Origin of the sequence: Streptomyces kebangsaanensis (assembly GCF_001906585.1) — a bacterium.
Taxonomy (GTDB): domain Bacteria; phylum Actinomycetota; class Actinomycetes; order Streptomycetales; family Streptomycetaceae; genus Streptomyces; species Streptomyces kebangsaanensis.
Genome location: NZ_JUJA01000136.1, coordinates 35,099 through 48,217, shown reverse-complemented (window position 1 = coordinate 48,217; position 13,119 = coordinate 35,099). Strand labels below are relative to the sequence as shown.

Annotated in this window: 8 protein-coding genes; 6 read left to right on the top strand and 2 right to left on the bottom strand. The window is 71.1% G+C overall.

What is annotated here, in order from left to right:
* The first annotated feature begins 23 nt into the window (after window positions 1-23).
* Window positions 24-1,529: a serine/threonine-protein kinase gene (locus RH94_RS19620; RefSeq protein WP_073948841.1), complete on the top strand. Its 1,506-nt coding sequence runs from the start codon at window positions 24-26 to the stop codon at window positions 1,527-1,529.
* A 63-nt stretch (window positions 1,530-1,592) separates the two neighbouring features.
* Here RH94_RS19620 and RH94_RS19615 read toward each other — a convergent pair whose 3' ends face one another.
* Entirely contained in the window at window positions 1,593-3,599 is a 2,007-nt protein-coding gene (locus tag RH94_RS19615; RefSeq protein ID WP_073948840.1) for an HsdM family class I SAM-dependent methyltransferase, read from the bottom strand.
* 247 nt (window positions 3,600-3,846) lie between these two features.
* Between RH94_RS19615 and RH94_RS19610 the strand changes: the two genes are divergently transcribed.
* Window positions 3,847-5,049 carry a bifunctional class I SAM-dependent methyltransferase/NUDIX hydrolase gene (locus RH94_RS19610; protein ID WP_073948839.1) on the top strand — a complete coding sequence of 401 codons (1,203 nt, stop codon included), beginning with the start codon at window positions 3,847-3,849 and terminating at the stop codon, window positions 5,047-5,049.
* A gap of 37 nt (window positions 5,050-5,086) precedes the next feature.
* On the opposite strand, the gene RH94_RS19605 is transcribed toward RH94_RS19610, so the two are convergent.
* Entirely contained in the window at window positions 5,087-6,961 is a 1,875-nt protein-coding gene (locus tag RH94_RS19605) for an ABC transporter ATP-binding protein (protein WP_073948838.1), read from the bottom strand.
* A gap of 156 nt (window positions 6,962-7,117) precedes the next feature.
* Here RH94_RS19605 and RH94_RS19600 point away from each other — a divergent pair, with 156 nt between their 5' ends.
* The 4 genes from RH94_RS19600 to RH94_RS19585 form a co-directional block, all read left to right on the top strand.
* Window positions 7,118-9,337 carry an NADP-dependent isocitrate dehydrogenase gene (locus tag RH94_RS19600; RefSeq protein ID WP_073948837.1) on the top strand — a complete coding sequence of 740 codons (2,220 nt, stop codon included), beginning with the start codon at window positions 7,118-7,120 and terminating at the stop codon, window positions 9,335-9,337.
* Window positions 9,338-9,756: 419 nt separating this feature from the next.
* Window positions 9,757-11,127: a bifunctional o-acetylhomoserine/o-acetylserine sulfhydrylase gene (locus RH94_RS19595; RefSeq protein ID WP_073948836.1), complete on the top strand. Its 1,371-nt coding sequence runs from the start codon at window positions 9,757-9,759 to the stop codon at window positions 11,125-11,127.
* A complete protein-coding gene (gene metX / locus RH94_RS19590) occupies window positions 11,124-12,281 on the top strand; it encodes a homoserine O-acetyltransferase MetX (RefSeq protein ID WP_073948860.1) in 1,158 nt (385 codons plus the stop codon). The genes RH94_RS19595 and metX overlap by 4 nt, the downstream gene beginning before the upstream one ends.
* Window positions 12,282-12,348: 67 nt before the next feature.
* Window positions 12,349-13,119, top strand: a 771-nt coding sequence (locus tag RH94_RS19585) for an N-formylglutamate amidohydrolase (protein WP_107428766.1), incomplete at its 3' end; no start/stop codon positions are given.

Sequence of the window (13,119 nt, the reverse complement as noted above, 5' to 3'; positions counted from 1 at the left end):
TGACCACGAGGGAGGACAGGACGATGGAGTCCGGGCAGGTGTTCGCCGGGAGATTCGAGATCACAGGCGGGCCGCGAAGCGGCGGGATGGGAAGCGTGTACCGGGCGCTGGACCCGACGACCGGACGGACCGTCGCCGTGAAGTTCCTTGCCCGCGCCTTCTGGGAAGGACCGGGCGGCCATGGTGGCGTACGACCGAGTGCGAACGACTTCAAGCGGTTCGAACGTGAGCGCGCGATGCACGAAGCACTGGGTGGGCAGGGTGTTCCCCGGCTCGTGGACTACGACTTCGCGTGCGGAAGGCCCTATCTCGTCACGGAGTTCATCGAGGGAAAAAACCTCCGCGACTTCCTCGTCACCCATCGCCCGACACTGACCGCCAGCGTCGCCGTCATCGTCCAGGTGCTCCGCGTCCTGAGGCGTGTGCACGCCGCCGGCGTCATCCATCGCGATGTCAAGCCGCACAACATCGTTCTGTCCGACGACGGCACCGCGTACCTGGTCGACTTCGGCATCGCTCTGCCGACCGACCCCGACGCGACCCGGCACACCGAGGGCCGGACTCCCGGCAGCATCGGATACAAAGCTCCGGAAATCATCCTCGGCGAGCGCAACCCCGGTCCGGCAGCCGACGTCTACGGCGTCGGCTGCACCCTGTTCCGGTTGGTCACCGGGGAGCACGTATTCGTGATGAGCAGTCCCGACCACATGATCGAGCGGGATCACTGCGAGACCCCCGCCCCGCGCCTGGACGCCTTTGTCGACGGGCTCTCGACCGGCCTCGTCGACCTTGTCGCACGGATGCTCGACAAGGATCCCGCTGCCCGTCCCAGCGCCGCGGAGGCCGAAACAGCCCTCCAGCCGTTCCTTCCACGACCCGGTGACCCGGCCCCGCATCCAGTCCTGGTACCGGACCCCACCACACCGTTCAGGGCCGGAACCACCACGACGACCGGCACGGTCGACACCCGAGCCCGCCGGACCGCTGCCACCGGTCGGCGGCGGCCCACGGTGCGCCGTCCGTCATCGAACGGGCCGACCCGAGCCGGTCTGCGATCCCTGATCGCGCAGACAGAGGCCGAACTGACCGAGCACGGGCCAGGAGCTCATGCACAGCGGCTCGTGCGATACCTGCCGGACGCCCGGAATCACTGGGGCGGACGCGACCCGGATGTGCTGCGAGCGCTGCTCCTCTGCGCCGATGCCGCCCGCCTTTCGGGGGACTGGCCCGGCGCCGGCGCCCGGTACCGCACGGTGGCGCGTGAGACGGCGAGCGCCACCGCGGGAACGGCGGAGTACCTGCTCGCTCTGGAGGCCCGGGTCGGAGCAGCCGAGTGCACCGTTCCGGAAGAGGACGACGCACGTGGCGCCCTGCTCTCCTGGGAACGCATCGTCCTGGAGGTGTGCGCGCTCCTGCCAAAGGCGCCCGACCGACTTGTGCGCCGCTGCCACGAGGTGGGTCAGGAACTGGCCGAGTGGGGACACACAGCAGTCGTCGGTGAACTGCTCAAGATGCTGCCCGACGTCTGACCACGATGGTGTCCGCCTTGCGGCCGCATGACGCCAATGTCCCGACCCGGACCGGGCACGCCCTCAGCCGCCGGCCAGTCCGCCACCTGCCAGCAGCCCAGCGAGTACGTCCCCCAAAGCTTCACTCACCGAACCCAGTTCGGCCGCGGCGTGCTCGAATTCGATCAGTTGCCGATGGATCTCGCCATGGCGTCGCTGCTCTTCCAAAGGCAACCGCAACGCCCTCAGACGCCGTACGTCGACGCGAGAGGACACCGTGGCATGCGTACCCGCACGCCGCGCGTTCGAACGCACCCGCAGGCATGCCGCCAGGAAGAACGGGTCGAGGCGTTCGGGGTCGACGCGCAGTCTGTGCAGATGCAGTCCGAGTACCGTGGGCGCCTTCGTCTCCACCCAGGCGTCATATCCCTGTGTCGACCCTACGACAACCACATCACCGAACGCGGTGAGCGTGAGCTTCCCCTCATCATGGAGACGCTCCACATCCTCGGAAGTCATCCACTGCTGCCCGGCCTGCCCTTCGCCCACGTTCAGCGGCGTGAGTACCGCCACCGCTTCGTCCGGCCGGGGACCGCGCTGAACGAAACCCGCGGGCAGAGGTGTTCCAGCAGCCAACGTGACCGCACCCGTCTGCTCGAGTTCAGCGACGCTCACATCGAGGTGGTCAGCCGGCTCACGCACGGCGGTGAGCGCGCGCAATGCCTGGCTGCTGTCACGCAGGGCGAGCAAGGCGGCGTCGAATCCGGTCCATGAACGACGTAGATCCACAGCGGTGGCCGCCGCCGTGGCAGGTACGTGTCGGGCGGGCGTGAGATCGGTCTCGTCGCCGAGCAGCTCCAGCAGCGGAACGACGGCGGTTCCCTCGAATGCGTCTCCCCTGAGCCCGCTCAGCACCCGGTCGCGCACAGCGTCCCAGTCCACTGCTTGGCCGCGCCCTGTCGACGGGGTGTGACGGCAGTCGGCCGTATCCACGAACGAAACGGATGATCCGGTTGGATTCCCACCCGGCGAGCGCAGTACCCACAGATGTAGTCCCACCCCGTACGGCTGGGCCGCGCCGGCGGGCAGCGCCACCACCATTCGCACCACGCCCGCACGTACGAGCCCGGCCCGGATGCGGCGCCCGGCCCGGCGCGAGGCGACGGCCGGCGGCAGCACCACAATGGCGAGGCCGTCCGGGCCGAGCAGAGAGAGGATGTGCTGGACCCAGGCCAGTTCGGACTCGGTGCGCGGTGGCTGCCCGAACTGCCAGCGCCGATCGGTGGCAAGCTCACCGTGTCCCCAGTCACGCTCATTGGCGGGCGGATTGCACAAAACCAGGTCCGCGTCCGCCCGAGACAGCGGGTCGTCGCGCAGTGTGTCGGCTACCAACACCTTGCGCTCGGTTCCCGCAGCTTCCAGAGCCAGCCAGGCGTCGGCAAGGCATACGAGAACTGGGTCATGGTCATGGCCGACCAGTCTCAGGCCCCCCTGATCCGCCCATCGACGCGCTGCAGCCACGAGTAGTCCGCCAGTGCCGCAGGCCGGATCGACGACGGAGCGCACACACTCCTCGGCCCGCATCGTCTGCGCGATTTCTGTCATGAGATCCGCGAGCGGGGCCGGAGTCGTGGCGATCTGACGCACGTGTGTGCCCAGCCAGCGCCTCAGCAGGAAGTGGAATCCTTCATTCCCGCCTTCCTTTCGCGCCAGCCGAAGGGCTTCTTCGACCAGCGTCCGTTCGGGGCCGGTCATCTCCGGTGCAGCGTACTCTGCCGACGCCGTACCGCCCCTACTCAACTGCAGACCTACGTGAGCGATGACGAGTCCCATGCGATCCCGGTCGCCCAGATCCTCGATTCGCGGCCACAGGCGCTCCCAGCCGCCGGCGACGCCGTCTCCCTTTCCATGCCTGGTCAGCCACTCCTCGACCGTGTCGAGCGAGAACTGCGGGCTGGCATCCGTGCCACCCACCGGGGACGGGAAGTCGTCATGGCGCCGCCGCCAGTTACTGACGGCGGCGCGCCCCACGCCCGCGAGCCGGGCGATGCCGGCCAGCGTCACGGTCACCGGCTCGTCACGCTGGGCCATGGTGTCCTTCCGGTCTCAGGTATGTCTTGATATCGCCGGGCAACGGTACGCGACGCGATCACGCCCCGCACACACCCCTACACTTGGCCGATTGACTCAGTTCACACTACCTGGGTCAGGAGTCGACGTCAGCGCCGAAATGCATAATTCTGCCTTCCCTGTATCAGCAAGCTGGACCTGTCCACCCGTTGCTGCGCGCTGCGCCCCTGAAGCCACCCACGAGGTCACCGCCGGAAGGAACCCGTCCATGACGGCACACCCCGCAGACGAACAGAGCTGGACGATCTACGGCCAACGCCAGCTGGACCGCGGCTACTCGCCCCCCGTACCGGATCGCATCGACTGGGGATTCTGGCCCGGCGTCGGCCCCGGGGCCGAGGTCCTCGGAGACGTCCGCGGCAAAAGGGTCCTCGACATCGGGTCCGGTCCCGGCCACCACGCCGTCCACCTGGCCCGCGAGCACGGCGCCCTCGTGGACGGCGTCGACCTGTCCCCCACCCAGCACCGGCGCGCGCTGAACGATCACGGCGCGGAGCCCGGAGTCCGCTTCCTGTGCGGTGACGTCGCCGAGCACCTGCGCCACGCGGAGCCGTACGAGGCCGCCTACGGCATCCGCTCCTTCGGCTGCATCGATCCGCACCACCTGCTGCCGGCCCTGCGGGACGGTCTGGTCGACGGCGCGCCCCTCGTCTTCTCCGCCCTCCACACCGACGCCGACGCACGGGAACCGGCCGGCGAGGTGGTGCCACGTCAGGAGTTCATCCGGCTGCGCGGCGAGGAGCCCATCCCCACCCGGATGTGGACGCTCACTCCGCGGCTCTGGGAAGGCCTCCTGACCGAGCACGGGTTCAGGGTGGAGGGGATCGAACTCCTCACCGCACCGGATCACGACAACCCCGTGACCCTCCAGCTCGTCCGGGCCCGGCGCCACCGCACGGCCAGCCGGCCTCGCGTGACCAGCCGCCCACGGGGTCACCGGCCACCCGCACCACACGCCGCGATCGGCGTCGGAGCCATCGTGTTCGGCGAGCGGGGCCTGCTGCTGGGACGGCATCGGCACGGCACATGGGAACTGCCCGGGGGAACCGTCGAACCCGGAGAGTCCCTCCACGACACCGTCGTGCGTGAACTCGCCGAGGAAACCGGGCTGGTGGCACGCCCCCGGGACGTAAGGCTGCTGGGCACGCTCGTCGACCACGTCGACGACGTCGTCCGTGTCACCGTCGGCGCCGTCGTCACGGCGTGGCAGGGCGAGCCGTCCGACCAGCCGCACGAGAGCGTGGGCGGCTGGCGGTGGTGGGCCCTGGACCAGCTGCCGCAGGGGCTGTTCGTGTGCAGCGCCCAGATCCTCACGTCCTGGCGCTCCGACCTGCCGCCCATCGACCACGCGCCGGCGCACTTCACCCCGTACGCGGACCGGACATCGTCGCTGCGGCCGCCCTCGCGGTGAGCGGGGGCGGCCGGTCACTCGTGCCCTCCGGCGTCGCCTACGCCACCGCCTCCTCGGGTCGCTGCTCGAACTGCGTGCGGTACAGCTCCGCGTACCGGCCGCCCGCGGCGAGGAGTTCCTCATGGGTGCCGCGTTCGACGATCCGGCCCTCCTCGACGACCAGGATGAGGTCCGCGCTGCGGACCGTGGACAGCCGGTGGGCGATCACGACCGCGGTGCGGCCCTCCAGGGCCTCGGTCAGCGCCTCCTGCACGGCCGCCTCCGAGGTGTTGTCGAGGTGGGCGGTCGCCTCGTCGAGGATGACGACCCGCTGGCGGGCCAGCAGCAGCCGGGCGATGGTCATGCGCTGGCGCTCGCCGCCGGAGAGGCGGTAGCCGCGCTCGCCGACGACCGTGTCGAGGCCGTCGGGCAGGGAGTGGACGAGGTCGTCGAGGCGGGCGCGGCGCAGGGCGTCCCACAGTTCCCCGTCGGTCGCCGAGGGGCGGGCCAGGAGGAGGTTGGCGCGGACCGAGTCGTGGAAGAGGTGGCCGTCCTGGGTGACCATGCCCAGGGTTGCCCGCAGGGAGGCGAAGGTCAGGTCGCGTACGTCGGTGCCGCCGACGCGCACGGCGCCCTCGTCGACGTCGTACAGGCGGGGCAGCAGCTGGGCGATCGTCGACTTGCCGGCTCCGGAGGAGCCGACGAGGGCGACGGTCTCGCCGGGCTCGGCACGGAAGGAGACGCCGTGCAGGACCTCGGCGCCGTCGCGGGTGTCCAGGTTCGCGACCTCCTCCAGGGAGGCGAGGGAGACCTTGTCGGCGGACGGGTAGCCGAAGCGGACGCCGTCGAACTCGACCGCGACCGGGCCGTCCGGCACCTCGCGGGCGTCCGGCTTCTCCTCGATCAGTGGCGCGAGGTCGAGTACCTCGAAGACGCGCTCGAAGCTGACCAGGGCGCTCATCACCTCCACGCGCGCCCCGGCGAGCGCCGTGAGCGGCGCGTACAGCCGGGTCAGGAGCAGGGCCAGCGAGACGACCGCGCCCGGCTCCAGGGTGCCGCGCAGGGCGAAGAAGCCGCCGAGGCCGTAGACCAGGGCCAGGGCCAGGGACGACACCAGGGTCAGCGCGGTGATGAACGCGGACTGCGCGGTCGCCGTACGGACTCCGATGTCCCGCACCCGGCGGGCGCGCGCCGCGAACTCCTCCGACTCCTGTTCGGGGCGGCCGAAGAGCTTGACCAGGGTGGCGCCGGGGGCGGAGAAGCGCTCGGTCATGCGCGTGCCCATCGCCGCGTTGAGGGTGGCCGCCTCCCGCTGCATGCGGGCCATCCGGCTGCCCATCCGGCGGGCGGGCACCACGAACACCGGCAGCAGCACCAGCGCGAGCAGCGTGATCTGCCAGGAGAGCGTGAGCATGACGGCGAGGGTGAGCAGGAGGGTGACCACGTTGCTCACCACGCCGGACAGGGTGTTGCTGAAGGCCCGCTGGGCGCCGATGACGTCGTTGTTGAGGCGGGAGACGAGCGCTCCGGTACGCGTGCGCGTGAAGAACGCGACCGGCATCCGCTGCACGTGGTCGAACACGGACGTGCGCAGGTCGAGGATCAGCCCCTCGCCGAGCGTGGCCGACAGGCGTCTGCCGAGGATGCCGAGCGCGGCCTCGCCCACCGCGATCAGCGCGATCAGCAGGGCCAGTCGTACGACCGTGCCCCGGTCGCCCCGCGACACGATCGTGTCGACGACACGGCCGGCGAGCACCGGGGTCGCCACGGCCAGCAGGGCGGTCACCATCCCCAGGGCGACGAACAGCGCGATACGGCGGCGGTGGGGACGGGCGAACGCGCCGATGCGGCGCAGCGTCGCGCGGGCCAGCGGGCGGCGCTCCTGCTGGGCGGTCATGACGCTGTGCAGCTGCGTCCAGGCGGTGGTCTCCATACTCATGGAACAGAAGCTAGGACCTCGAGCAACCTTGAGGTCAAGGCCTCGGCCCAACGGTCGCCCTCCCGCCCGGGACAGGCCCCTGTCGAGTCACGGGCGCTCAGGGGATATCTTGATGTCGAGTAATGTTGCAGACGTGGAGCGGAGCACCCGGTGACTGACTCGACCATTATCTACACCCACACTGACGAGGCCCCGGCCCTGGCGACGTATTCCTTCCTGCCGGTGGTCAAGGCCTACGCGGCTCAGGCGGGTGTCGCTGTGGAGACCCGCGACATCTCGCTGGCCGGGCGCATCATCGCCGTGTTCCCTGAGTACCTGAACGAGGACCAGCGGATCCCGGACGCGCTGTCCGAGCTGGGCGAGCTCGCCAAGACGCCCGAGGCCAACATCATCAAGCTGCCGAACATCTCGGCGTCGATCCCGCAGCTGAAGGCCGCGATCGCCGAGCTGCAGGGCCAGGGCTACGCGCTGCCGGACTACCCGGACGACCCGAAGACCGACGAGGAGCGGGAGATCCGCGCCCGTTACGACAAGGTCAAGGGCTCCGCGGTGAACCCGGTGCTGCGTGAGGGCAACTCCGACCGCCGCGCCCCCGCCTCGGTGAAGAACTACGCCAAGACCCACCCCCACCGCATGGGCGCCTGGACCGCCGAGTCCAAGACCAATGTGACGACCATGGGCGTCGACGACTTCCGCTCCACCGAGAAGTCCGTCGTCATCGCCGAGGACGGCACCCTGCGCATCGAGCTGAAGGGCGACGACGGCTCCACCACCGTGCTGCGCGAGTCCGTCCCCGTCCTCGCCGGCGAGGTCGTCGACGCCTCCGTGATGCGCGTCGCCGCGCTGCGCGAGTTCCTGACCGCGCAGGTCGCCCGCGCCAAGCAGGAGGGCGTGCTGTTCTCCGTGCACCTGAAGGCCACGATGATGAAGGTCTCCGACCCGATCGTCTTCGGTCACGTGGTGCGCTCCTTCTTCCCGAAGACGTTCGCGCGGTACGGCGAGGCGCTCGCCGCGGCCGGTCTGACCCCGAACGACGGTCTGGGCGGCATCTTCAAGGGCCTGGAGTCCCTGCCGGAGGGCGCCGAGATCAAGGCCTCCTTCGACGCCGAACTCGCCGAGGGCCCGGAGCTGGCGATGGTCGACTCCGACAAGGGCATCACCAACCTGCACGTGCCCTCCGACGTGATCGTCGACGCCTCCATGCCGGCCATGATCCGCACCTCCGGCCACATGTGGGGCCCGGACGGCCAGGAGCACGACACCCTCGCGGTGATCCCGGACTCCTCCTACGCCGGTGTCTACCAGGCCGTCATCGAGGACTGCCGCGCCAACGGCGCCTACGACCCCTCCACCATGGGCTCGGTGCCGAACGTCGGCCTGATGGCGCAGAAGGCCGAGGAGTACGGCAGCCACGACAAGACCTTCGAGATCCCGGTCACCGGCACGGTCCGCCTCGTCGACCAGGCCGGCAACGCCCTGATCGAGCAGACGGTCTCGGCCGGCGACATCTTCCGCGCCTGCCAGACCAAGGACGCCCCGATCAAGGACTGGGTGAAGCTGGCCGTCACCCGCGCCCGCGCCACCGGCGACCCGGCGGTGTTCTGGCTGGACGAGGGCCGCGCCCACGACGCCAACCTGATCGCCAAGGTGAAGCAGTACCTGCCGGAGCACGACACCGAGGGCCTGGACATCAGGATCCTGGCCCCCGTCGAGGCGACGAAGCTGTCGGTGGAGCGCATCCGCCGCGGCGAGAACACGATCTCCGTCACCGGCAACGTGCTGCGCGACTACCTCACCGACCTGTTCCCGATCCTGGAGCTGGGCACCAGCGCCAAGATGCTGTCGGTGGTCCCGCTGATGGCGGGCGGCGGCCTGTTCGAGACGGGCGCCGGCGGCTCCGCGCCCAAGCACGTGCAGCAGCTGGTCAAGGAGGACTACCTGCGCTGGGACTCCCTGGGCGAGTTCTTCGCCCTGGTGCCGTCCCTGGAGCAGTACGCCAAGACCACCGGCAACGCGCGCGCCCAGGTCCTCGCCGACACCCTCGACCGTGCCACGGCGACGTTCCTGAACGAGAACAAGTCCCCGACCCGTCGCGTCGGCGGCATCGACAACCGCGGCAGCCACTTCTACCTGTCCCTGTACTGGGCGCAGGAGCTGGCCGGGCAGACCGACGACGCGGACCTGGCCAAGGTCTTCGCCCCGTTCGCCGAGACGCTCGCCGCGGGCGAGCAGACGATCGTCGACGAGCTGATCGCCGTCCAGGGCAAGCCGGCCGACATCGGCGGCTACTACCAGCCCGACCCGGCCAAGGCCGCCGAGGTCATGCGCCCGTCGGCCACCTGGAACGAGGCCCTGGCCTCCCTGAGCTGACCGGGTGACGACCCGGGCCTGACGCCCGGGAGTCCGACGCTCCTTCGCCCCTCCGCCCCGACCGGCACCCCGCCGGCCGGGGCGGACCCGTTTGTGACGGTTGTGTGGCGTTCCCCACCCGGCTCTGGCACTTCGCGGTGCATATGCTTACCCTGAATCGCATGATCATGCTTGTGAGCCGCCGCCACGTCGACTACGTACGTGTCACCAGCATGGGTTGTCGCCTCGCCGACTGACGTCCCCGCGAGCCGACGTTCCCGCGAGCCGGTGTCCCGTTCCCGCTCGCCGTTCTCCCCTCCCCCTTCCTCCCGCAGGTCACGCACGCGCTCACGCATGCCCCGGGAACGTCCCCGCGGCACACAGCGCTCGACACCTGACACATTGCATCCGATATCACCGCACTTCGTACGAGGAGCACCATGAGCGACCCCACCCAGCCCGTCGACGCCGTCACCGCCGGCCACACGCCCGACGAAGCACCCGCCGGGCCCGACACCTCAGCCTGGTCGTTCGAGACCAGGCAGGTGCACGCCGGGGCCGTGCCCGACCCGGTGACCGGCGCGCGAGCGACGCCGATCTACCAGACCACGTCGTTCGCCTTCCGGGACACACAGCACGCCGCCGACCTGTTCTCGCTCGCCGAGCCCGGCAACATCTACACCCGCATCCACAACCCCACCCAGGACGTCTTCGAGCAGCGGATCGCGGCGCTCGAGGGCGGAGTCGCCGCGGTGGCGCTGGCCTCCGGGCAGGCCGCGGAGACGCTCGCGCTGCTGACCGTCGCGCGCGCCGGCGACCACGTCGTGTCCAGTGCGTCGCTGTACGGCGGCACGTACAACCTGTTCCGGCACACCCTGCCGAAGTTCGGCATCGAGGTGTCGTTCGTGGAGGACCCGGACGACCTGGACGCCTGGCGGGCGGCGGTCCGGCCGAACACCAAGGCGCTGTTCGCGGAGACGCTGGGCAACCCGCGCGGCAACGTGCTGGACGTGCGGGCGGTCGCCGACGTGGCGCACACGGCGGGCGTGCCGCTGATCGTGGACAACACGGTGGCGACGCCCTACCTGCTGCGCCCCCTCGAGCACGGCGCGGACGTCGTGGTGCACTCGGCGACCAAGTTCCTCGGCGGGCACGGCACCACGCTCGCGGGCGTCGTGGTGGACGGCGGCACCTTCGACTTCGGTGCGCACGCCGACCGCTTCCCGGACTTCACCGAGCCCGACCCCAGCTACCACGGCCTGCGCTACTGGCCGGCGCTCGGGCCGGGCGCGTTCGCCGCCAAGCTGCGCGTGCAGCTGCTGCGCGACCTGGGACCGGCACTGTCCCCGCACTCGGCGTTCCTGCTGCTGCAGGGCGTGGAGACGCTGAGCCTGCGCATGGAGCGGCACTCCGCCAACGCGCAGGCCCTCGCGGAGTGGCTGGAGCAACGCGACGAGGTCTCGGTGGTCCACTACGCGGGACTTCCCTCCAGCCCCTGGTACGAGGCGGCACGCACCTACCTGCCGCGCGGCGCGGGGGCGGTGGTCTCCTTCGAGCTGCGCGACGGGGTCGAGGCGGGCAAACGGTTCGTGGACGGGGTGGAGCTGTTCAGCCACCTCGCCAACATCGGCGACGTACGGAGCCTGATCATCCACCCGGCGTCCACCACACACAGCCAGCTGGACGAGGAGCAGCTGGCGGCGACCGGGACCGCGCCGGGCCTGGTGCGGCTGTCGGTCGGCATCGAGAGCCTCGACGACCTCAAGGCCGACCTGGAGGCCGGCTTCCGCGCGTCCAAGGCGGCGTCCTGAACACCGTGATCACCCACGCGGACCCGCTCCCCCTCCCGCCGGCCTCCGGGGCCTGGCGGGAGGGGGACCCGCCGGGGCGCCGCCGGTGGCACGGCCTGCGCAGGCCGCTTCCGCTGGAAGCGGGGGGCGAACTGCCGGGCGTACGGCTGGCCTTCGAGACGTGGGGCCGCCTGGCCCCGGACGCCTCCAACGCGGTGCTGGTGCTGCACGCGCTCACCGGTGACAGCCATGTCACCGGGCCGGCCGGGCCCGGTCATCCCACGCCGGGCTGGTGGGAGGAGCTGGTCGGGCCGGGCCGAGCGCTGGACACCGACCGGTGGTTCGTCGTCGCGCCGAACGTGCTGGGCGGCTGCCAGGGCAGCACGGGACCGGCCTCGCCTCGGCCCGACGGGACGCGGTGCTGGGGCGGGGCGTTCCCGTTCGTCACCCAGCGGGACCAGGTGGCGGCCGAGCGGGACCTGGCGGACGCGCTGGGCATCGACAGGTGGGCCCTGGTGGTCGGCGGCTCGATGGGCGGGATGCGGGCCCTGGAGTGGGCGGTGTCGTACCCGGAGCGCACGGGTGCCCTGCTGCTGCTCGCCACGACGGCGGCGGCGAGCGCGGAGCAGATCGCCTGGGCGAGCGTCCAGCTGCACGCCATCCGCAGCGACCCGCACTGGCGCGGCGGCAACTACCACGACACCGGTCCCGGACCGCACGCCGGTCTGGGTCTGGCCCGCCGTCTCGCCCATGTCACCTACCGCAGCGAGGCCGAGCTCCAGCTCCGTTTCGGCCGCGCCCCGCAGGGCACGGAGCACCCGTGGCGCGGCGGCCGCTACCAGGTGGAGTCCTACCTCGACCACCACGCGGGCAAGCTGGCACGGCGGTTCGACGCGGCCAGCTACGTCGTCCTGGTCGAGGCGATGAACGCCCACGACGCCGGCCGTGCCCGGGGCGGTGTGCGCGCCGCCCTGCGTCGGGTGACCGCCCCCACGCTGGTGGCCGGGGTCGACTCCGACCGTCTCTACCCGCTCGCCCAGCAGGCGGAGCTGGCCGCCGGCATCCCGGGTGCCGGCCGTCTCCGGGTAATCGAGTCGTCGTGCGGCCACGACGGCTTCCTCGTGGAGACGGAGCAGGTGGGGCGGTTGGTCCGGGAGCTGCTGGGAACGGGCTGAACCGCGTTGTCAGTGGTGTGCGGCATGATCGAGGCGTCATGTTCTTCACGACCTCAGGAGCCCTACCGTGCCCGACACCGCACCGTCCTTCGCACTCCTCCCCGGCGCCGACGACTCTCCCGTGATCCTGCACGTGCCGCACTCGGCGCGGGAGATACCGGCCGACGTGCGGGCGGGGATCGTGCTGGACGACGGGGCGCTGGAGCGGGAGCTGGACCACATCACCGACTCGCACACCGCGCGGATCGCCGAGGTGGCGGCCGGGCTGGCCGGCCTGACGCCGTGGCGGTTCGTCAACCGGTTGTCGCGGCTGGTGGTGGATCCGGAGCGGTTCCCGGACGAGCGGGAGGAGATGCTCGCCGTCGGGATGGGCGCGGTGTACACGCGGACCACGCACCGGGACGTGCTGCGGGCGGCGGACACCGACCCCGAGCCGCTGATCGAGCGGTACTTCCGGCCGTACGCCGAGGCCATGACCAAGGCCGTCGCGGACCGGCTGGCCGCGACCGGACGGGCCGTGATCATCGACGTGCACTCCTACCCGAGCGCCGCGCTGCCCTACGAGCTGCACGGCGAGGGCCCCCGGCCGCCCGTGTGCCTGGGCACCGACGCCTTCCACACGCCGCCCGAGCTGACCGAGTTCGCCCGCAGGGCGTTCGAGCCGTGCGGGGAGACGGGGCTGGACAGCCCGTTCCAGGGCGCCTACGTCCCGTTGGAGTTCTACGAGAGCGACGCGCGCGTCGGCGCCCTGATGGTGGAGATACGCCGGGACACGTACATGACCGAGCCGGGCGGTCCCGCGGGCCCCGGGCTGGACCGGCTCGCCGAGGCGCTGGCC